The 22,717-nt window shown below is 33.6% G+C and carries 19 protein-coding genes; 3 read left to right on the top strand and 16 right to left on the bottom strand.

What is annotated here, in order from left to right; translation table 11 throughout:
- Positions 1-42: 42 nt before the first annotated feature.
- Entirely contained in the window at positions 43-663 is a 621-nt protein-coding gene (locus OD803_RS08245; protein WP_131508342.1) for a superoxide dismutase family protein, read from the bottom strand.
- Between the two features lie 139 nt (positions 664-802).
- Here OD803_RS08245 and hemN point away from each other — a divergent pair, with 139 nt between their 5' ends.
- Both hemN and OD803_RS08235 read left to right on the top strand, forming a co-directional pair.
- Positions 803-2,170, top strand: coding sequence for an oxygen-independent coproporphyrinogen III oxidase (hemN, locus tag OD803_RS08240; protein ID WP_262733076.1), 1,368 nt, complete (start codon positions 803-805; stop codon positions 2,168-2,170).
- An 89-nt stretch (positions 2,171-2,259) separates the two neighbouring features.
- Complete coding sequence (locus tag OD803_RS08235; protein ID WP_262733075.1) at positions 2,260-3,090, top strand: universal stress protein; 831 nt, start codon at positions 2,260-2,262, stop codon at positions 3,088-3,090.
- A 23-nt stretch (positions 3,091-3,113) separates the two neighbouring features.
- Here OD803_RS08235 and OD803_RS08230 read toward each other — a convergent pair whose 3' ends face one another.
- From OD803_RS08230 to OD803_RS08190, 9 genes are all read right to left on the bottom strand, one after another.
- Entirely contained in the window at positions 3,114-3,926 is an 813-nt protein-coding gene (locus OD803_RS08230; RefSeq protein WP_262733074.1) for a universal stress protein, read from the bottom strand.
- A 71-nt stretch (positions 3,927-3,997) separates the two neighbouring features.
- Positions 3,998-4,699 (bottom strand): sulfite exporter TauE/SafE family protein, encoded by a 702-nt coding sequence (locus OD803_RS08225; protein ID WP_262733073.1) that lies wholly within the window; start codon positions 4,697-4,699, stop codon positions 3,998-4,000.
- Positions 4,700-5,146, bottom strand: coding sequence for a FixH family protein (locus tag OD803_RS08220; RefSeq protein ID WP_262733072.1), 447 nt, complete (start codon positions 5,144-5,146; stop codon positions 4,700-4,702). It lies immediately after the preceding gene.
- A gap of 11 nt (positions 5,147-5,157) precedes the next feature.
- Positions 5,158-6,588 carry a cytochrome c oxidase accessory protein CcoG gene (gene ccoG, locus OD803_RS08215; RefSeq protein WP_129761265.1) on the bottom strand — a complete coding sequence of 477 codons (1,431 nt, stop codon included), beginning with the start codon at positions 6,586-6,588 and terminating at the stop codon, positions 5,158-5,160.
- Between the two features lie 10 nt (positions 6,589-6,598).
- Positions 6,599-7,552, bottom strand: coding sequence for a cbb3-type cytochrome c oxidase N-terminal domain-containing protein (locus OD803_RS08210; protein ID WP_262733071.1), 954 nt, complete (start codon positions 7,550-7,552; stop codon positions 6,599-6,601).
- Positions 7,553-7,556: 4 nt separating this feature from the next.
- Positions 7,557-7,733: a CcoQ/FixQ family Cbb3-type cytochrome c oxidase assembly chaperone gene (locus OD803_RS08205; protein ID WP_129761267.1), complete on the bottom strand. Its 177-nt coding sequence runs from the start codon at positions 7,731-7,733 to the stop codon at positions 7,557-7,559.
- 3 nt (positions 7,734-7,736) lie between these two features.
- Positions 7,737-9,932 (bottom strand): cytochrome-c oxidase, cbb3-type subunit I, encoded by a 2,196-nt coding sequence (gene ccoN, locus OD803_RS08200; RefSeq protein ID WP_131508352.1) that lies wholly within the window; start codon positions 9,930-9,932, stop codon positions 7,737-7,739.
- 5 nt (positions 9,933-9,937) lie between these two features.
- The gene (gene ccoS / locus OD803_RS08195) at positions 9,938-10,126 is read right to left on the bottom strand and encodes a cbb3-type cytochrome oxidase assembly protein CcoS (RefSeq protein WP_129761269.1); all 189 of its coding nucleotides are present in this window, start codon (positions 10,124-10,126) and stop codon (positions 9,938-9,940) included.
- A gap of 79 nt (positions 10,127-10,205) precedes the next feature.
- Positions 10,206-12,578, bottom strand: coding sequence for a heavy metal translocating P-type ATPase (locus OD803_RS08190; RefSeq protein ID WP_262733070.1), 2,373 nt, complete (start codon positions 12,576-12,578; stop codon positions 10,206-10,208).
- A gap of 106 nt (positions 12,579-12,684) precedes the next feature.
- Here OD803_RS08190 and OD803_RS08185 point away from each other — a divergent pair, with 106 nt between their 5' ends.
- The gene (locus OD803_RS08185) at positions 12,685-13,362 is read left to right on the top strand and encodes a Crp/Fnr family transcriptional regulator (protein ID WP_262733069.1); all 678 of its coding nucleotides are present in this window, start codon (positions 12,685-12,687) and stop codon (positions 13,360-13,362) included.
- A 37-nt stretch (positions 13,363-13,399) separates the two neighbouring features.
- On the opposite strand, the gene OD803_RS08180 is transcribed toward OD803_RS08185, so the two are convergent.
- The 6 genes from OD803_RS08180 to OD803_RS08155 all read right to left on the bottom strand — a co-directional run bounded on the left by OD803_RS08180 (position 13,400) and on the right by OD803_RS08155 (position 22,698).
- Complete coding sequence (locus OD803_RS08180) at positions 13,400-15,349, bottom strand: S9 family peptidase (RefSeq protein ID WP_262733068.1); 1,950 nt, start codon at positions 15,347-15,349, stop codon at positions 13,400-13,402.
- A 2-nt stretch (positions 15,350-15,351) separates the two neighbouring features.
- Positions 15,352-18,558 carry a VPS10 domain-containing protein gene (locus OD803_RS08175; protein ID WP_262733067.1) on the bottom strand — a complete coding sequence of 1,069 codons (3,207 nt, stop codon included), beginning with the start codon at positions 18,556-18,558 and terminating at the stop codon, positions 15,352-15,354.
- A 57-nt stretch (positions 18,559-18,615) separates the two neighbouring features.
- The gene (locus OD803_RS08170; protein ID WP_262733066.1) at positions 18,616-19,164 is read right to left on the bottom strand and encodes a PepSY domain-containing protein; all 549 of its coding nucleotides are present in this window, start codon (positions 19,162-19,164) and stop codon (positions 18,616-18,618) included.
- An 83-nt stretch (positions 19,165-19,247) separates the two neighbouring features.
- A complete protein-coding gene (locus tag OD803_RS08165) occupies positions 19,248-19,847 on the bottom strand; it encodes a hypothetical protein (RefSeq protein WP_262733065.1) in 600 nt (199 codons plus the stop codon).
- A 40-nt stretch (positions 19,848-19,887) separates the two neighbouring features.
- Positions 19,888-20,463: a YdeI/OmpD-associated family protein gene (locus OD803_RS08160; RefSeq protein WP_262733122.1), complete on the bottom strand. Its 576-nt coding sequence runs from the start codon at positions 20,461-20,463 to the stop codon at positions 19,888-19,890.
- 24 nt (positions 20,464-20,487) lie between these two features.
- A complete protein-coding gene (locus OD803_RS08155; protein ID WP_262733064.1) occupies positions 20,488-22,698 on the bottom strand; it encodes a bifunctional alpha,alpha-trehalose-phosphate synthase (UDP-forming)/trehalose-phosphatase in 2,211 nt (736 codons plus the stop codon).
- Between the last annotated feature and the right edge of the window lie 19 nt (positions 22,699-22,717).

Here is a 22,717-nt window from a genome sequence, read left to right as displayed (position 1 = left end):
CACGAGGTAGCTTTAAATCTTTATATGAGTATTTAAATTTTGTTATTCAATAATTCCTCCACAGCTTACTCTACTACCTGCAGCTCCAGATGGTTGAGAGGTAAAGTCGTCTGTTCCTTGGTGAACAATAACAGCTTTTCCTAAAATGTCTTTAGTGTCATCGCCACAGCCAATACACCATTGGTCAGTACTAAAAGTAACGGTTCCTTTTCCGTTTGCGTTAGCACTAAAGTTTCCAATGTCTCCTTTGTGGTATCCTTTGTCGTCTCCCCATTTTCCATGAGGTTGAGCAGTTGGGTTCCAGTGACCACCTGTTGAGGTTCCATCTGCTGATGAACAATCGGCTTTTTCATGAAGGTGAATAGCGTGAGAACCTTCAGTTAAACCATCAAAAACAGCAATCATAGTAACAACACCTTTTTCTTCTTTAAAAAGAGCATTACCAGTAACATTACTTTCGCTTTTAGCTTCAAGTTTTACAGTTACTTTTTTTACTACATCAGTTGGAACGTAAGGCTCTGAGGTTGTCTTTTTTGTTTCGGTAGCTGTAGGAGTTTCGGTTTCAACATTGTCTGTTGCTGTTTCAGTTTCTTTTTTATCGCTTTTACAAGAAATATTGAAACTTAATACTAATGCAACTATAATAAGAAGTGTTTTTTTCATTTTGTATTTAGGTTTTTTAAATGAATAGTGAAGGTAAGCATTATTTCAAATAAATTAAAACAATAGCTAACTTTTATATGATAAATGTCATAGTATAACTGTTGTTGTGCGTCTACCTTTGAAGTATAAAATTACACAAATGAATCATAACGAATTAATACGCAAGTACAACATACCAGGACCAAGATATACAAGCTATCCAACTGTACCATTTTGGGATATGGATACATTTTCTCTTAAGCAATGGAAAGCCTCAACACAGCAATCGTTTGTTGAGAGTAATAACAGCGAAGGGATTAGTCTTTATATTCATTTGCCTTTTTGTGAAAGTTTATGCACATTTTGTGGTTGCAATAAACGAATTACCAAGCGTCATGAAGTAGAATCTCCTTATATAACTGCACTTTTAAAAGAATGGCAATTGTACTGTAATTTGTTTGAGAGCAAGCCTGTAATTAAAGAATTGCATTTAGGTGGAGGCACACCAACTTTTTTTTCGTCTCAAAACTTAAAGCGTTTAATTGAAGGAATTACCCGAAAAGCAGTTTTGGCAGACCATTATGAGTTTAGTTTTGAAGGACATCCAAACAATACTACAAGAGACCACTTGCAAACACTTTTTAACCTAGGATTTAGACGAGTGAGTTTTGGAGTTCAGGATTATAATGAAACAGTTCAAAAAGCAATACATAGAATTCAGCCATTCGAAAATGTAAAATATGTGACTGAAACCGCAAGAGAAATAGGATATACAAGCATAGGACACGATATTATTTTTGGGCTTCCGTTTCAAATAGTTGATCATATTAAAGAAACCATTGAAAAAACAAAACAGCTAATGCCAGATCGAATAGCATTTTATAGTTATGCGCATACGCCATGGATAAAAGGTAATGGTCAAAGAGGTTTTAAAGATACCGATTTGCCAAAAGCCGAAGACAAGCGATTGCAATATGAAATAGGTAAAGATATGCTTAATGTGGCAGGATATTCTGAAATAGGAATGGATCACTTTGCATTACCAACAGACACCTTATATGAAGCTATGACAACACAAAAACTACATAGAAATTTTATGGGTTATACAGCTTCAAAAACTCAAATGATGATAGGACTAGGTGTGTCGTCAATTAGCGACAGTTGGTATGGTTTTGCTCAAAATGTAAAAGGTATTGAGGAGTATTATCATTTAATTGAAGAAGGAATTATTCCTGTATTTAAAGGACATATATTAAATGAAGAAGATTTAGTTATTAGACAACATATTCTTAATTTAATGTGTCACTATAAAACCTCATGGAAATGTGAGTCGTTAAAGCTTAATGATTTAGAATCAATTAAAGCTAAATTATCTGAAATGATAAAAGATGAGTTACTAGTACTAGAAAATGAAGGTTTAAAGGTTACTAAAAAGGGAAAGCCTTTTGTGCGCAATATTTGTATGGCATTTGATGTGTTGTTGCAACGAAAACAACCTGAAAAACAATTGTTTTCTATGACAATTTAATAATCTTAAAAACTTGTGAGACACATAAAAAAGTTGTAAATTAATACTTACAAAAAACACAAAATTTAACCTTTAAAAACACCCTAAAAATGAAAAAAATAATAGTTCCAATAGACTTTTCTGAACACTCTGAATATGCTTTAGAAGCTGCTGCTGTAATGGCAAGACAAAATCATGGAGAGGTTTTGGCGTTACACATGTTGGAGCTTTCTGATGCAGTTTTAACCAAAGGAAGTCTAGAGCAAGGACAAGAAGCTATTTTTTATTTAAAACTAGCTGAAAAACGATTTGAAGAATTTTTAGATAAAGACTATCTAAAAGGTGTAACTGTAACTCCAATTGTTAAACACTTTAAGGTGTTTAGTGAAGTGAGTCAAGTAGCACAAGACCATAGTGCAGATTTAATAGTAATGGGATCGCATGGTACTAGTGGCTTATCCGAAATATTTGTAGGTTCAAATACTGAGAAGGTGGTAAGACATTCTGAAATTCCTGTTTTGGTTTTAAAAAACAAGTTAGAATCTACTGCTTTTAAAAATGTATTGTTTGCAACAGATTTCTCTAAAGAATCTATAGATGTTTACAAAACAGCAATTAATAAATTTGAAGGTATGGGAGCAAAAGTACACTTGGTTTATGTAAATACTCCTGGTAAGTTTTTGAATTCTACCGAAATGAGACAAAAAGTATCAGGGTTTTTAACAGCTGCAGCAGGCAATACAGATGCAATGTCGCAAACAACTTTTGTATCAGATTATACAGTTGAATCTGGTGTTTTAAATCATGCTAATGCTATTAATGCCGATTTAATTGCTGTAGCAACACATGGTAGAAAAGGGATTACACATTTCTTTGAAGGCAGTATTTCAGAAGATATTGCAAACCACGCAATACTGCCAGTAATGACATTTAAAATCTAATATAGTTATATATTACTTTGGTATTAATTATGAACAATCAGTAAGGGCAAGTTTAAGCTCTTACTGATTTTTGTTGTTGAAGACTCAGAAATTAAACGCTTTAAGAAGCTTTCCTTTTCAGTTATTAGTCCAACTAAATCAATTTCATTTAACTGCTGGTATGTCATTACAGCATCAGGTAGAGCAACATTTTTAATAATATTATAAGTGTAGTTTACTGCCTTTTCTTCAAGATGAAGTTTATCACTTTCGGCTAAAGTATCATCATTGTCAATTCTTAACACATGAATATTTGTGTGTTTTAAATCTATAAACTTTAGTAATCTGTCAAACTCGCTAGTATTTAACTTATCTGACTCATCTAATGGAATTAAAACATTTTTAATATTTTGATAGTGAAACTCCTCAGGAACAATTAAAGTAGGGTGTTCAATATTTCTGATAATTTTAAGCGTATTAGAACCAAAAACAGTTTCCATTAAGCTTGTAGCTCCATCATAACCAGCAACTATTAAATCAATAGTATTCAATTCGATAGATTGAGATATGGCACTCAATAAATCGTCATAATCTATAATGGTTGAAAATTGATGCTGCTTGTATTCATCTGTAAGTTTAGATTTATAATGTTCTAACTCTTGTTTTTCGTCTTTTATAATAGCATCAAAAACAGTATCGCTACTGCTAGTCATTAAATCGTCCATTATAAAGTTTCCAGACTTATACACATACATTAAGAAAAAGTGACAAGGACTGGAGTTAAAGTGAGACAACGCATAGCTAATAGCATTATTTGCACTTTTAGAAAAATCGGTAAGAAGAAGAATGTTTTTCATAGTATACTACCTCGTTTAACAAAGATACAGTTTTATAGTTCAATGTGTTTGTTATGAGGGTTTTAATTGTTTTAGTGGCAGTTAATGTTCCCTGAAACCATTTCCACAACAGGAGTAGGAGATATGTAAGGAATTCCTAATCCTAAACCTCTTAAAATAAATAACACACCAATAATAACTACAAAAACAGGAATCGCTTTTTGGATTCGTTGTTTAATAGTTGTGTTTAAAAATTTTCCTAAATAAATAGCACTTGTCATTAAAGGAATAGTCCCTAAACCAAAAAGAGCCATATACATAGCACCTTGTGTAATGGTGCTACTTACTAAACTCCCAAAAACAGCCATATAAACTAATCCGCAAGGTAAAAACCCATTTAAAAATCCAATAGTTAAAAAAGTGTCTGCAGTTTTCTTTTTTAAGGCACTACCTAGTTCACTTTTTACTTTTGAAATTACTTTGTGTAACGGTTTTGATAAGTTGTATTTGCTAAACGTTTTGTAGGGTAATAAAACCACAACAATCATTAATACACCAATGCATATTGAAAGTTGTTGCTGTAAACCAAAGATGTAAAGATTTTTACCAATAAGCCCAAAAATTAGCCCTATTGTACTATATGCTAACAGTCTTCCAATGTGGTAGGTTGTAATTTGACTTATTTTTTTTACGGAATTACTTCTGTCAACAGGTAACATAAAGGCAATAGGACCACACATACCAACACAGTGAAAGCTACCTAATAGACCTAATATGAATGCAGACCAAAGCATTTAGTAAACAATTTCTTTTTTAAAACGATAAGGAATTTCGTTATATTCCCAATCAATAGTAATGTTCCAACGACCACCTAACAAACGGTTGTCAGGTACGAGCAAATTGTGGTTTGATAAAGAAATTGGTGTTTCAAAATCAAATTGCTTGTTAGATGGTCTATATAGGAACACTTTTCCGGTTATTTTTGATGCATCAAGATCTTCCGGAAAGCTTATTAATAAACCTGTATTAGTTTTTTTGCAGGTAATATTATGTTTTAGCTGAGCTGCATTTTTTTCTTTGTTTATGTTTTTCTGAAGTTCTAATTCTTGTTTATAATAATCTTCAGTAACTAAATCATGATCGTACTTATCATTTGTACTCATGGTAACAACAAAGTACATGATAAAACCAATGAAGCCAATAAATGCAAGTACAATTCCAGTTCCCCAATTAAATTTCATAACACTATTTTTTAATGATAACTTCTTGGTCCCAAAAAGTTAACTGTTGTGGTTTCTATAAATTTGTCGTGACTATACACATCTATTATAAGCTTGTTTTTATCACCTTTTAAATGGCTTTTATTTATTTCAATAAATAATGTGCCTTCTGCTAAACCTTGTTCAGGAACCATAAAATCTTTAGTTGTTGAAACAAGCTTTATCTCACCCTCAAAATTTCTAAGTTTAAAACTTACATTGTCAATTTCTTGAGTGGTTTTGTTTATAATTTTATAAGTAAACACATTGCTTATAATGTTGTTGTCTTTTTTCTCGTAAAGTTGTCCTGGTAGTCTAAGAATTCTAGCTTCAACATCATTTCTTAATAAGAGCATACCTATTAAAACTCCTGTTAAAATAGTTAGGACAGCTATGTAGCCTTTCATTCGGCTAGTAAGCTTAAAGGTTTCTTTTTTCTCAATTTCATCTTCACTTGCATAACGAATTAAGCCTTTTGGTAAATTAATGCTTTCCATGATATGGTCGCATTCGTCAATACAAGCAGTACAGTTTACACATTCTAGTTGTGTGCCATTTCTAATGTCAATTCCAGTAGGGCAAACATGCACACATTGTAAGCAATCAATACAATCTCCATGTCCTAAAGCAGTTCTATCTTCATTTTTTCTGAATTTTTTACGACCATTTTCACCTTCACCTCGCTTATGGTCGTAAGCAACAACTACCGATTTGTTGTCTAATAATACACCTTGTAGTCTTCCGTAAGGGCAAGCAATAATGCACACTTGCTCTCTAAACCATGCAAAAACAAAGTAGAATACAGCTGTAAAAATGAGTAATGGAAATAATGTTCCTAAATGCTCTTGAGGACCATCGATAATATATCTTAAAAGTTTATCGCTACCAATAAGGTACGCAAGAAAGATATTAGCTATTAAAAACGAGATGATCAAAAAGACAAACCACTTTAAAAGACGTTTTCTTATTTTTTCGGCATCCCACTTTTGTTTGTCTAGTTTACGTTGTTTGTTTCTGTCGCCATCAATCCAATACTCAATACGTCTAAAAACCATTTCCATAAAAATGGTTTGAGGGCAAATCCACCCACAAAATATACGTCCAAAACCAACTGTAAAAAGTGTAACGAAAACGACACCAATAATCATTGAAATAACAAACAGGTGAAAGTCTTGAGGCCAAAACGGAAACCCAAAAATGTTAAAGCGTCTTTCTAACACATTAAACATTAAAAACTGATTGCCATTTACTTTAATAAATGGAGCAGAGAACAAAAAGGCAAGCAAAAAGTAGCTAACTATTTTACGTCTTTCATAAAATTTACCGCTTGGTTTTTTTGGATAAATCCAAGCGCGCTTGCCTTCATCGGTAATAGTACCAATAGAGTCTCTAAAGTTTTCGTTATTTTGTGTTTGTTGGCTCATTAAGCAACGTTTAATTCACAGTTGTAGAATCAGTTTCAGTAGAAATTTCTTCTGTTAAGTTGGTTTCTGTGTTCTCAGTTTTAGAACCTTCAGGTATCCAAAGTTCGCCTTCAGGGTCTTTTGGTTCAGCAGGTGTTGTACCTTGAAATGTGAGTACGTAACTTGCTACTTGTGCAATTTCAGAAGGTTTTAAGTTTTGTTTCCAAGCAATCATACCTTTACCATCACGACCTCCTTCTGATACTGTTTTAAATACATTTTTAATTCCTCCACCTAAAACCCAATATTCATCGGTTAGGTTAGGACCAATACCACCACCACCATCAATTTTGTGGCATGCAACGCAGTTGGTGTCAAAAATTTTCTTTCCGTTGTTTAAGTCTGAAGCTTCAGTAAGTAATTCAACAGTATTAAAATCAACCAAGTCTTTAGCCGTTTTTTTGTATTCTTCGATAGCTATTTTTGCTTCGGCATATTCTTGTGCTAATTCATCATATTGACTGTCACCATTAAATACATGGTATTTTAATAAGTACACAGCAGCAAAAGCAATTGAGATGTAAAAACTATAAATCCACCAAGGCGGAAGAGAGTTGTCTAACTCTTTAATACCATCATAATTATGGTCTAAAATAATTTCGTGCTCTTCTTCAATAGGTTTTGCGCCTAATAGTTTTTTATAAGTGTTTTGAATCCACTTAATGAATTTTGGTGTTCTTGTACGTTGTGCGTCGTATCTCGCTTTTGCTTCTTCATCTAAACTTTGATAAAGTACGTTATCCATAGAACTTACTATACCTTCAGTAGCAATAAGAATAAGTAGTACTAATACCAAAAACAGTGATAGCAATGGATACTCAATAAATGCTGGTTTATCACCTGAGTCAATCATATATTCAGCAAAAAAAGCAATAGCGAAAAATACGATTGGAACTCTAAGCCATGATGGAATAAATTGTCTCATAATTTTAATTGTTTTTTTTGTCTAATGGCAAATTGCTCACAGTAGTTATGTACTCTTTTTTAGCTGTTATAACCCACCAAAACAGTGCAACAAAAAAGAGGAAGAATATCATTAAGGATATTAAAGGATATATCTCTATACCAGTAATACTTTCCATGTGGTTTTTTACAAATTTCAACATGACTTATTGGTTTTGTGTTGTTAATTGTGCTTCTAGTTCTTGAACTTTTATGTCAGTTCCAAGACGTTGTAAATAAGCGATTAAAGCTGTAATTTCTCTATTTCTCATTTCAATAAATTCGCTTCCAGCTGCTTTTTTATCAGCTTCGTAGCTTTCAGCAAAATCAGGATCTGTATAAAGGTTTTTCTCAATTTGAGTACCTTGTTCTGTCATGCTCTGTTGTGCATTGGCAATATCCTCTTCGGTATAAGGAACTCCTAATTTTACCATAGCTTTCATTTTAGCTTCAGTCATAGACTTATCAAGTTCATCACGAATCAACCATTGATAAGCAGGCATAATAGAACCTGATGATGTACTTTGTGGATCGTACATATGGTTAAGGTGCCAGTTGTCAGAATATTTTCCACCTACACGATGCAAATCTGGTCCTGTACGTTTACTTCCCCAAAGGAATGGATGGTCGTATACAAATTCTCCAGCTTTACTGTATTCTCCATAGCGTTCTACTTCACTTCTAAAAGGACGTACCATTTGTGAGTGACAGCTTACACAACCTTCACGTATATAGATGTCTCTACCTTCAAGTTCTAAAGGTGTGTATGGTTTAACACTTGAAATAGTTGGGATATTAGACTCTACCATTATTGTTGGTATAATTTGAATAATACCACCAATTAAAATAGTAATAGTAGCTAGTATAGTTAGTTGTACTGGTTTACGCTCTAACCAAGTATGGAAGGTTTCTCCAGCAATTCGTCTTTTTGAAACACGTTGTAGAGCAGGAGCCTCAGCAAGTTCATCGCTTACCTTGCTGCCTTTTTTAATAGTAACAATTATGTTGTAAGCTAAGACAAACATTCCAATAATGTATAACGATCCTCCAATAGCACGCATCCAGTACATTGGGATGATTTCAGAAACAGTTTCTAAAAAGTTACCGTAGACTAAAGTTCCGTCAGGATTGAATTGTTTCCACATACTTGCTTGAGTAAATCCAGCAACATACATAGGTAATGCATATATAATAATTCCTAAAGTTCCAATCCAAAAGTGGAAGTTTGCCAATTTTGTTGAGTGTAGCTTGGTGTTGAATAATCTTGGAATCAACCAATAAATCATACCAAAAGCTAAGAAGCCATTCCAAGCTAAAGCACCAACATGTACGTGAGCAATAACCCAATCGGTAAAGTGTGCAATAGCATTTACGTTTTTAAGTGAAAGCATTGGGCCTTCAAAGGTTGCCATACCATAACCAGTAATTGCTACAACCATAAACTTCAACACAGGGTCAACACGTACTTTATCCCAAGCGCCTCTTAATGTTAATAGACCATTTATCATTCCTCCCCAAGAAGGCATTAATAACATTACCGAAAATGCTACACCTAAATTTTGAGCCCACTCTGGTAAAGCAGTATATAATAAGTGATGTGGTCCTGCCCAGATATAAATAAATATTAATGACCAAAAGTGTACAATAGATAATCTATAAGAGTAAATAGGTCTATCTGCCGCTTTTGGAACAAAATAGTACATTAACCCTAAGAATGGAGTTGTTAAGAAGAATGCTACTGCATTGTGTCCATACCACCATTGTACTAAGGCATCTTGAACACCTGCATAAACTGAATAACTTTTTAATCCGCTGATTGGTAATTCTAAACTGTTAAAAATATGAAGAACAGCAACTGTAACAAATGTGCCTAAATAAAACCAAATGGCAACATACATGTGACGTTGACGACGTTTTAAAATAGTTCCTATTAAGTTCCAACCAAATACAACCCATACAATAGCAATGGCTATATCAAAAGGCCATTCTAATTCGGCATATTCTTTACTAGTTGTATAACCTAAGGGAAGTGTAATTGCTGCTCCAACAATTATAAGTTGCCAACCCCAAAAGTTGATATTACTCAAAGCATCACTAAACATTCTCGCTTTTAGTAAACGTTGAGAAGAGTAATACACACCTGCAAAAATGGCGTTACCTACAAAGGCAAAAATAACAGCATTTGTGTGTAAAGGTCTCAATCGACCAAAGCTTAACCACGAAATACCGTCGGTTAGGTTAGGGAACAAGAACATAAAGGCTAGTAGTAATCCTACAAGCATACCCACAACACCCCAAAGCATGGTAGCGAGTAAGAATTTTTTAACAATCTTGTTGTCGTAATAAAATTGTTGTACTTCCATAATAATTAGTTAGACTTTTGATTTTTAATGGATTTATTGGTTTTGTTTTTAACCAGTTCGTCTTCAAACAGCATGCGTACAGATGGTGTATAGTCATCATCGTACTGTCCTGATTTTACGGCTTTTATAAATCCAATAAAAAAGACAATAGCAATGATAATGCTGATAGCTAGTAATACATAAATAACACTCATACCTACTTGAAGTTATAGTTCAAAATTACGTTGGCATCTCTTTTTAAAAGATGATATTTGTCATGTTTCATTAATTTTTTCATTTTAATTTTCGACCTAAAAGGTTTGTTGCAATTGTGGTAAATACAACAATACTTATGGAGCTTAAAGGCATTAAAATAGCTGCAATCACAGGCATAAGTTGACCAGTAATGGCAAAGTATAAACCAATAGCATTGTAGAAAAAGGAGAACACAAAACTCCATTTTATGATTTTAATAGCTGCTTTTGAAGCTTTTATATAGTTGTATAATTGATTGAATTTTGAAGCATCTAAAATGGCATCGCAGGCAGGCGAGAACACATTAATATTTTCTGAAATAGCAATGCCAACATTACTCTGTGCTAAAGCACCAGCATCGTTTAAACCATCACCAACCATGAGTACTTGAGCGCCATTGTTTTGATGATGCTTAATGTATTCTAGCTTATCGTTTGGTTTTTGGTTGAAAATAAGTTTAGTCTTACTAGGCAATAGTTTTTTAAGATTGTTTAATTCACTTGCATTGTCTCCCGAAAGTATCGCTAAATCGTAGTCTTTTTTTAGTTTGTTAAACAGTTTTGAAATGCCTTTTCGGTATGCATTGTAAAAGGTAAACTTTCCTTTGTATGTGTTATTGGTGCTAATATGAACTGCTGTACTTAATTCGGTTTCTGGTTGAAGTTGTCCAACATATTTTGCAGAACCTATTTTTACCGATTGATTATTGCTTTTGCCATAAATACCTTCACCTAAATGTTCTTCAAAATGGCTTAGGGTTATAATGTTGTTTTGCTTAAGCAAGTTGTATAACGATCTACTCAATGGATGGTTAGAATGTCTAAGTGTACTACTTAAAATAACTGTTTCCTCTTCCGTAAGCGTTTCACCTTTATAGGCTGTTTTACTTTTTTGGTTGGAAGTTATGGTACCTGTTTTGTCAAAAATAATGGTGTCTATTTTTGCCAACTGCTCAATTACCGAAGCATTTTTTAAATAGAATTTCAACTTTCCAAAAATGCGTAACAAATTTCCTAAAGTGAATGGAGCAGATAACGCAATAGCACAAGGGCAAGCAATAATTAACACAGCAGTAAATACGTTAAGTGCTTTACTTGAGTCGGCAAACAGCCAGTATGTTGTAGCTAAAAAAGCAATGCTTAACACAGCAATAGTAAAGCGTTTGCTTATGGTATTTGTTAAGGTTGTAAAGCCATCTTCTTTGTTTTTGTTAAACACATCGTTGCTCCAAAGTTGGGTCAGGTAGCTTTGTTCAACTGCATTTAAAGCTTCCATTTCAATACTGCCAGAGGTTTGTTTGCCACCTGCAAAAAGTTTATCACCAGACGATTTTTTTACGGCTTCAGATTCTCCTGTAACAAAACTGTAATCTATATTAGCGTTTCCGTTAATTAAGATGCCATCAACAGGAATTAACTCTTCGTTTCTAATTAATAATCGGTCGCCTTTTTTAATGTCGTAAACCTGAATTGGTGCTTCAATTCCGTTTAAAATTTTAGTCACAGCAATAGGGAAGTACGATTTGTAGTCGCGCTCAAACGATAAGAAATTGTAGGTGCGTTGCTGAAAATATTTCCCAAGTAATAAGAAGAACACCAAACCTGTTAAGCTATCGAAAAAACCTGTGCCTAGGTCTAGAATAATTTCGGCTGTACTTCGTATAAACAACACTAAAATACCAAGCGCAATAGGAATATCGATATTTAATAGTTTTGATTTTAAACCTTTGTAAGCCGAAACAAAATAATCTTGAGCCGCATAAAAAACTACTGGCAGCGAAAATGTAAACATGAGCCAACGAAACACAGGTTTGTACTGCTCTAACCAGAACTCATTGACTTCAAAATACTCTGGAAACGATAAAAACATCACATTGCCAAAAGCAAAACCAGCAACACCAAGTTTGTAAATTAAACTGCGGTTTACTTTGTTTTTTCCTGTATTGAAATCTTCAAGTGAAATGTAAGGTTCGTAACCAATTTTACTTAATAGAAGTACAGCTTCTTTTAATGAAAAAGCTTCAGTTTTATAAGTTATTCTTACAGTCTTTTTTCCAAAATTTACTTGAGAAGCAGTAATATTTGCATTGAGTTTGTTGAGGTTTTCTAAAATCCAGATGCAAGAACTACAATGAATATGCGGAATGGTTAAGGTTGCAATTTGGTGTTTATCATCATTAAATTCGGTGAGCTTTTCAATTATAGCGTCATCCGACAGGAAATCATATTTACCTTGAATTTCTTTAGGTGTAGCTCCAGGAGCTTGTTGTAAATCGTAATAACAGGTTAAATCGTTTTCAGAAAAAATTTCGTAAACAGTTTTACAACCATTACAACAAAAGTCTTTTTCGTTGTAAACAATATGTTCAACTGTACAATTATCACCACAATGAAAACATGTAGCTTGTTTCATAATATTTGCTCATTTATACCTAGTGCAAAGGTTGAAAGCAAAGGCTAAAAAAAATATGATATTTATCAGTTTTTAGTTATTTTTACAGAACACTTCAAAATAAGGTATGAGCAAGTGCGAACAATGTATTATCAGGCAGTTTAATGCTTTAAGAGCGTTACAAAAGGATGACCTTATACGGCTTTCTGGATGTAAAACAACACACACTATCAAAAAAGGAGAGATTATTTTTGAAGAAGGTGATAATGTTAATGGTGTTTACTGTATAAAGGATGGTGTTTGTAAACTATCTAAGTTAAGCGCAAACGGAAAAGACCAAATTGTAAAATTAGTTGTTAGAGGAGATTTGTTAGGGCAACGTTCTTTAATTTCTGATGAGGCTGCTAACCTAAGTGCTGTAGCTATAAATGATATGCAAGTGTGTTTTATTCCAAAGCACGAAATAATACACGACCTAACACATAACATTAATTTTTCGGTGGAAATGCTAAAGGATATGGCTGAGGAACTAAAACTTGCTGATAAGGTTATTGTTGATATGGCCCAAAAATCGGTGAAGCAGCGTTTAGCTGAAACACTTTTGTATTTGCAAACCAATTTTGGAGAAGATGATAATGGATTTTTAAATATAGTACTTACCAGAGATGACTATGCTAATATTGTTGGTACTGCTACAGAATCTGCAATACGAATATTGTCTCAATTTAAAAAAGAAGGGTTAATTTCTACAGAAGGCAAACAAATAAAGATAGAAAATAGTAAAGCATTAAAGCTTATTGAATAAAAAACGGCTAAACTAAGTTTAGCCGTTTTTGTTTTGTTTATTCCGTTTTTGGATCTATTTCCGTTTTGGGAGTTTCACCATCTAAAGGTGCATTTTCTTTTTTAAGATGTTCATCTAAGAATTTTAAAATTCTGCTGTAAGCTTCAATTTGGTTTTCCTTTTTTATAAATCCATGACCTTCGTCCTCAAATAAAACATATTCAACAGGAACGCCATTTTTTCTTACTCCAGCAACAATTTCATCAGACTCAACCTGTAATACTCTAGGGTCTTTAGCTCCTTGTAAAACAATTAAAGGTTTGGTTACCTTATCAGTATGGAAAAGAGGAGAAATTCGTTTTAAACGTGTTGAATCAGCAGAATAAGGATCGCCTAATTCTAAGTATAATGATTCTCTAAACGATTCCCAATAAGGCGGAATGCTTTTTAATGTTCGCATCCAGTTGGTAACACCATATATATTAACACCAACATCAAACTCTTCTGGAGTGTAAGTTAATGCTGCCATAGTCATATATCCACCATAAGACCCACCAATGATTCCTATTTTTTCAGAATTAATTTCAGCTTGCTCAGCTAACCAATTTTTTCCTTCAACACAGTCTTGTAAATCTTTTTCGCCATGGTTTTTATCATCCATCTTAAAAAACGTTTTACCATAACCACTGCTTCCACGATTATTCACAGCTAAAACAGCATATCCATGATTAACCATATACTGAATTAAAGAGCTGAAATTTTGACGTGTTTGACCTCCAGGACCACCATGAACCCAAACCATTGCAGGCACTTTATTATCTGCAGATGCTTGATGTGGTAAATAATATATGGCAGGAATTGTTGTACCATCAAAAGACTTAAAACGAACAACTTTAGCAGTAACTAAATCGTCAGGATTAATCTCTTTGTTTAAAACATTGGTGAGTTTGTGCTGTTCTTTGGTTTCTAAGTTGTAAGTGTATAAATCAGAAGGCGAATTGGAACCACCAACATACAGGCGCATCCATGTTTCATCCTTTGAAAAACTTACACTGGTAATACTTTTATTATCAAAATTAGGTAGTGTTATTGGTTGTAATGTGTTGCTATCTAAAACTTCAATAGCATTTTTACCATCTTCGTTTACATAAACTACTAAGTAAGTCCCTTTATCAGTAAAACCAGCTCCACTAACATCCCAAGGTTTTTGTACAATTTTAGTTTTTGTTTTAGACGCTAAATCATATTTCATTAAGTATGAAAACTCTTCGCCATCATCAGTAGTGTAATAAAATGCACTACTATCAACTGCAAAATCTTCAGATGCATTTGCACTTAGGTTGTCATTGATTTTTGTTTTTTCGTTAGAACTTCTGTCGAATAAATACAAGTTGCTATCGTTAGTGTTGACAGATTCAACTAAAGCAATATAATTTTCGTCATTAGAAATTCCACTGAAATTTAGACCATCATTATTTTGGTAAATTAATTCAGATGAAAAATCAGCGATACTCATTTTGTACACATCAAAATAGCGAGCGTCTCTTTTGTTTGACCCAAAATAAAAACTGTTTTTATCAGCAGACCAACCGTAAAATGAAGATTTTGCTCCTTGTTCAGGTGTTAAATCTTTAATCTCACCATTTGTGTCTCTCATATAAATATGGTCTATTTCGTCACCATTCCCGTCGGCTGAAAGTAGCATACGCTCATCATTAGGGAAGTAAGAAACAGCAAAGTATGAAATGCTATCTGATGCTGTGATTTGTGTGTATTCACCACCTGTTGTAGGTACTGTGTACGCATTGAAAATACCAGAGCGATTACTTGAGATTAAAAGCTTGGAGTTGTCAGGAGAAAAACTTCCTCCACTTACAGCTTCGTTGTTCATGAACTGTTCAATGCTGTACTGTTCAATACTTTTAGCTTGGGCATCATTCTTGCTCTCAGTGTCTTTTTTACAAGACAGCATAGTAGCAAAAAACACTAATATTAAAATGTTTTTCATAATTAATTGAGTTTAAAGGTTGATATGTCTTTAAACGGATTAGTTTGTAACTGTTCCATTTTTGTTTGATACGATTTCCAGTCTTCATTAAAGAAGGTGTTGGTTTTTTCAAGCACACTATTTAAAGCGTCTTTAAAGTTTTTAATTAACCTAGTTTCGGTAGTTGTGATACCGTTTTGACTATCTTGAACATAGCCTCTTGCAAGACTAAGTCTTGTGTTGATAGTAACTTCTGGGTTTCTGGTAATACCTTGTCTTTCGTCAACTTTTCCTAAATAAATATCAATAATTTCATCTATTTTTTTGACGATGTCTTTAGATGATTTTATATCGTCTTTATATTTTTCTTTATCTAGTTTTTTAAGTTCAGACTGAAATTTCTCAGCTATTTCTTTGCTTTCAACAAGTTGTTTTACAGCATTAGCCATAGTTTCTTGAGCGCTTTCTAAATCTTTTAAAGTGTTGTAAACTTCATTGATGTTTGCTGTAGAAATATTTAATCTTGGGTCATACATCACTGTAATTTGTTTTTCTGAAGATTGGTCTCCAAAACTTAAAACAGCTTTGTAAGTGCCTGGTTTAACAGTAATACCTCCTGGTTCACTATTTCTGGTTCTATTTCGTCTAGAAGCTCTTTCAACACCAGCTTCATCCATATACCATGTCCATTTGTGAATACCTGTTTCTTTAGGTGCTTTTTGCTTTAATGTTCTTATCAAACGCTCTCCATCATATATTTTTAATGTTAAAGAATCCCATTTTACTTCATTGGTTTTTTCAGCAGAAGTTTCTTCGCCTTCATTTGAAGCTTCCTCTTTTGCGTCTTCTTTTTGAGTATCAATATTTACATAATATGACAATTGAGCACCATAGCTTCTGTTTTCTCCATTGTATAAAGCATCAGCCCCAAAGCGACTTCCTGTTGGTTGTTGGTATGCAGCTTGAATAGCTGTAGGAGGTTGAAATAACTCTACTTTTTGTTGTAATACTTGTTTGTTTTTAGCCAGAGCGCGTAAAGGTCTTATGTCATCTAAAACCCAAGCAGCTCTACCAAAAGTACCTATTACTAAATCGTGCTCTCTTGGATGAATTACTAAATCTTTTACAGATGTAGTAGGGAAGCCTTCTGTCCATTTAGTCCAACTTTCTCCTGCGTTTAAGGAAATGTATAAACCGTCGTCAGTTCCTAAAAATAACAGGTTTGGTTCTTCAATATCTTCAACAGTTGAGAGTGTATAGCTTTTTACATCATTTTCATCTACTATGCGTGTCCATGTTTTACCATAGTCTTTGGTTCTGTATGCATAAGGTGTGTAATTAAAACGTCTGTAATCATTAGCTATTAGTAATGCTTCTCCTTTGTTTTTGTTTGATGCTTTTATTTGAGGAATCCAACTGCCTTTGGGTAATCCTTTTATGTTTTTGGACACATCAGTATAGGTTTGTCCACCATTTTGAGTAACGTGAACACGACCATCATCAGTTCCTATCCACAACATATTTTTTTCAACAGGAGAAGGTTCAATGACCAAAATGGTACAGTGGTTTTCTGCTCCTGTAGCATCCATTGTTAATCCGCCACTTTCTGATTGTTTTAGTTTTTCTGGGTCGTTAGTGGTTAAATCCTCTGAAATGACTGTCCAAGTTTCACCTTTATCAGTTGATTTATGAACAAACTGACTTCCAAAATACAGTGTACTATTATTAAAAGGATCAATATTAATTGCAGAATTCCAGTTAAAACGTAACTCTACATTTGGGTCAGGATGTGTTGGTCTTACTAAAAGGTTATTACCAGTTTCCCAATCGTATCTGCTTACGTAACCTTGTTGACTCATTGACCAGCCAAAACGAGAGTCGTCTTTATCAGGAACGACATCAAACCCATCACCAAAACTTATTTCTTGCCAGTAGCTATTACGAATACCTTGTGTTTTCCAAACGTAAGCAGGACCTCTCCATGAACCATTGTCTTGCATGCCTCCATATACATTGTAAGGGTAGTCGTTATCTACATTGATGTGATAAAATTGAGCTACAGGAATATTGCCAATAAATCGCCATGTTTTTCCACCATCTTTAGTGATATTTAATCCACCATCGTTACCATCTATCATAAAATTACCATTGTTAGGATGAATCCACCATGCGTGATGGTCTGGATGAACACCATTATCTACACCATAAGCAGGCATAAGTTGGTCAAAGCTTTTTCCGCCATCTTCAGATACGTTTACGTAAGTGAAAATGGTATACACACGATTTTCATTATCAGGAGCTACATATATTTCGGCATAGTAAAAGGGTCTGTTTCCTATTTCGTTTAAGTTGTCATTTACTTTTTTCCAAGTAAAACCTCCATCTTCACTTTTGTAAAACCCATTTTTCTTGGCTTCAATTAATGCATATACAATATTAGGTTTGTTTGGTGCTATTGCAAGACCAATTCTTCCTAATTCTCCTTTTGGCAATCCGTCTTCATCAGTTATTTTTTTCCATGTTTTTCCGCCATCATGTGTAATGTGTAAACCAGAACCTTCACCACCAGATTTGAAAAACCAAGGGTCGCGTTTGTGTTCCCATAGAGCGGCAATTAATTTATTTGGATTTGTTGGATCCATGATTAATTCTGCAGCACCAGTTTTATTATTGGCAAACAAGATTTTTTCCCATGTTTCTCCTCCGTTTGTGGTTTTAAAAATACCTCTTTCAGGATGTTCTCCCCAAGGAGAGCCAATTGCAGCAACATAAACTACGTTAGGATTAGTTGGGTCAATAATTACTCTATGAATGTGTCTTGTGTTTTCAAGTCCCATGAGCATCCAAGATTTACCTCCATCAAGCGATTTGTATATGCCATAACCACCATTAAGACTATTTCTCGGGTTTCCTTCTCCTGTACCAACCCATATTACACTTGGGTTTGATTGTTGTATAGCAACAGCTCCTATTGAAGCAGTAGCTTCGTTGTCAAAAATAGGTTCCCATTTTATACCTCCAGAGGTTGACTTCCATAAACCACCAGATGCTGTACCAACGTACATAACGTCAGGATTATCTGTAACTACATCAATGGCTGTAACACGACCAGACATTCCACCAGGACCTATATTTCGTGGTTTCATGTTTTTTACTAAATCCATTGAAAACTCTTGGGCAAAAAGTAATGAGGCACTTAAGAAGAGAATGATTGAGAAGACGTTTTTCATGTGTTTATTATTATTGAGTTTTAAATTTACGTAAAAAAGCAATCAAGCGTTTATATTCTAGTCTTTTAAACGTTTGATTTGTTTGGGTTTAAGCCATAACCAAAATCCGCTAAACGATAACAACATCAATCCTAAGGATGTGATAGTTGAATAGAAAAGCTTAAATGGTGTGGATTGATTTTTAAATAGAAAGTCCATTATTGAGCCATCATGAATCATTTCAATAATATCAGCAGTTCTTTGTTTTACTGATAGGACTTCACCTGTGTAACAGTCTATTTGAATTTCGGTAAAGTGGTTTTCAAACCTCACTTTAGCAACACCTTTATTTGGTCTGTAATCAATTCGGTTGATTTCAGGTGAAAGGTTTAAAGATTCTATATGTTTTATAGCATTGTCTCTAATTATATCTAATGATATTAGAGATAATGTGTTTGAGGACGAAGCGTGTGTTTTGGGTTTAAATTGAAATTGTTCTTTCCAAGTTAGAAGTAAGCCTGTAGCTCCTAAAAGAAACATAAAAAACACTAAGGGAATTGCAACATAACGATGAAGTTTTCTGTATGTTCTAGAGGTTTTAGCGAGTTGTTTTCGTTTTTGTTTCAAGCTTAAGATTTACAAAAAAGTTAAGAAACACTAAAAATATATAATATTCCTTAAAAATATCTTAAACTCTTGTTAATGCGAGTTTACTCTTTTAAGATTAAAGTTGGAACACTAGCTTTGTTTTTATCTTCTTCATTATTGTTTATAATCCACTGCGTTCCATAAACATCTTCATAGGTGATTTCATAAGAAATATTTTTCGTTTCTAAAACCTTTAAAAACATTTCAATATTTCTTTTGCCATTAATTTCAATTAAGCTAATATATTCATTTGCTGGTAGTACAAAACCATTCACCAATGCGCTAGTTACTTTTGGTATTGTGTCAATCTCTTTAGAGGAATTGAAGATTTCATTAAATAAATCGTCAGAGTTATTGAATGTTTTAGAGTTGTTTAAAGTTAGTTTTACTTTTTTAATAAAAGCAGGACCAACACCTTTATTACCAAGTATAAGCTGGAAGTGATTATTGTAATTACTCTGCCATTGGTTTAGATATGGTAAGACACTTGCACTTTGCTGTTTTTGAGTAAGTTTATTGTCTTCTCTCGCTAAATAAGATTGATAAATTAATGCAATTAAAGAAATGACACTGATAAAAAGAGCAGAGGTACTCATTACTTTTTCAGTGGTCCAGTTAACTTTCCATTTCCTTTTTTTTGGTTGGGTAGTTTCTTCAGACATGGTTAATTGATAAATAGCTAGAGTTAAAGTTACTAAAATATTACCTACTACTTCTTGATTTTATGTTTTTACTACACAATTCAATAATTTCAGAAATTCGTTTTATTCTTGTAGCTTCTCGTTTAGCTTGATTGAGCCAATATAAATATCCTTTTTTGTATGATGGAGCAAAGTTTTGGTAGTTGGTAAATGCTGTTTTGTTTGCATTGAAAGCAATTTGTAAATCTTCAGGGATAATACCATTTTCAACATCATCGAGTACAGACCAACTTCCGTTTTCTTTTGCTATTTCAATAGTTTTAAGACCTGCATCATGCATTAAATTTTCAGTAATTAGATCAACTATATAACGCTTGTTTAAAGCGCTCCAAACACTTTTTGGGTTACGAGGTGAAAAATATTGTCTGCGTTTTCCGTTACCGAGACTTTTAACTGTAGAATCTATCCAGCCATAACAAAGGGCTACTTTTACAGCTTCTTCCCATCGCATACTTTCATTTTCGTGTTCTACTTTGTAGAAAATAAGATATATACCTTTGGATAGTGAATGGTTTTTATGAAGCCATGTTCTCCATTCTTTGTCGGTTTTGAAATAATGTTCTTCTATTTCTTTAATTGTTTTTAAATTTAAGTGTTGTTATTATTTTGTGAATTTACGCAACAAAGTTCTTACTTCATCAGTATCTTTAACATAATATCTGGCTTTGGTTTTTTTGAAACCTACTTTTACAGTATATGCTGATTCTGGAAGTTCTTCAAACATGTATTCGTCTGTCCAGTCATCACCTATTGAAAATATAAAATCATAAGACTTCTCGTTAAGCAATCTTAGTGCTGCTCTACCTTTGTTAACGTTACTGCTTTTTATTTCAATAACCTTGTTGCCTTTGAGAACTGTTAAGTTATCGTTGGAAATTAAACTGGTTAATACAGTATTTAGTTCTATAGTTCTTATTTGAGCTAATTCAGGATCTGCTTTACGATAATGCCATGCAAGAGAATATTTTTTCTTTTCAATAAATGTACCTGGAGTTCTATCGACAAAAGTTTCTAAAATAGGTTGAATATTTGCCATCCAATCATTCTTTAAATGCTCGAGCGCTTCCCAATTGGTATGTTGTTTTTTTAACCAAACACCATGGTCGGTAATTAACGTATAACTTTTTTTGCTGAACCATTCATTAAATGTATCTTGGTCTCTACCGCTGATAATTACTACATCAGTGTTTTCTTTTTGATCGATGGTATCTAGGAGTTCAAAAAGCTCAGCATCAGGTTTAGCATCTTTTGGGTCGTTTTTAAAACCAGCTAATGTACCATCGTAATCTAAGAGTAGTAGTTTGCTAGAAGCGGAACTGTAATCAGATAACATTTTCTTTTGAAGCGCATCGTCCAGTCGTGTAGAAACCATTACTGTATCCTTGATTTTTGTAGCGTTTAATGATTTCATAAACTCATCTGCCCATTTTTCAACTGTATAACGTTTTAAACGCTTTTGTAGAATTTTCATACGCTTACTTTGTTCTTCAGTAGGCATTTCAATAGCTTGCTTTAAAGTGTCGGCTATTTCTTCAAAATTATTAGGGTTGATAAGTAAAGCCTCATTCATTTCTTTTGAAGCTCCAGCCATTTCACTTAAAATAAGCACACCGTCTTCATTTGTTCTTGTAGCAACATACTCTTTAGCTACTAAATTCATTCCATCTCTTACAGGTGTTATCAATGCAATATCCGAAGAAGTGTAAAGATCTATAAGGTTTTCAAAAGGCATTGAGCGGTAAAAATACCAAATAGGAGTCCAGCTTACTGTGGCAAACTCACCATTAATTCTACCAACAAGTTCATCAGTATCACGTTTAAGTTTTTGGTATTGAGGAACATTGGAACGCGAAGGAACAGCAAGCATAATGAGGCGTACTTTTTCTTTAAATTGAGGGTATTTGTTTAAAAAGTACTCAAAAGCTCTTAGCCTGTTAGGGATGCCTTTGGTGTAATCCAACCTATCAATTGAAAGTACCATTTTAGCATTAGAAGTAGACTGAATGTGGTTGTCTAGTCTTCGTTGTAATTCTGATTTTTCTTTAGGATTTTGATTGGTATGTGATAATGCAGCATCATGAAATTTATTGTAATCAATTCCCATAGGAAACGAATCTACAGTTACAACTCTATCATGATAATTTATTTTGTTGAACTTTACATCTAGCCTTAATATTCGTTTTACCGAACTTAAAAAATGACGTTCATAGTCATACGTGTGGAATCCAAGCAAATCCGCACCTAACATACCTTCAAGCAATTGTTCTCTCCATGGGAAAGTTCTAAAAATTTCATACGATGGGTAAGGTATGTGTAAAAAGAAACCTATAGTCGTATTAGGCTTTTTGTCTTTAATAAGTTTTGGTAATAGTAAAAGTTGATAATCATGCACCCAAACATTGTCACCATCTTCAATATGCTCTAAAACTACGTCAGCAAATTTTTGATTCACCTCTTGGTAAGATTCCCATTGGTCTTTTTCAAATTCGGTGTATTCCATAAAATAATGAAACAAAGGCCAAAGTGTTTTGTTGCTAAACCCAAAATAGAAGTTTTCTACATCTTGTTCGTTTAATGAAACAGCGACGCATTTTTCTTTTTTTACAGCTTCGTCAACCTTTTTTTTAGTGGCGCTATCTATCTCTTCTTCAGTGAGTCCAGACCAACCAACCCAAATTCCGTTACCTTCAGCATGTACCGATTTCATTCCTGTGGCTAATCCGCCAACACTAGGTGTGATTTTTAAAGAATTGTCGTTTTCAAGTTTAATTTGAAGTGGTAATCTATTGGAAACAATGATTGTTTTACTCATAATTATGGTTAAGATAATA

Source organism: Gaetbulibacter sp. NE, from assembly GCF_025548475.1.
Taxonomy (GTDB): Bacteria; Bacteroidota; Bacteroidia; order Flavobacteriales; family Flavobacteriaceae; genus Gaetbulibacter_B; species Gaetbulibacter_B jejuensis.
The sequence above is the reverse complement of the archived record's forward strand: the minus strand, read 5'-3'. Positions and strand labels throughout refer to the sequence as shown.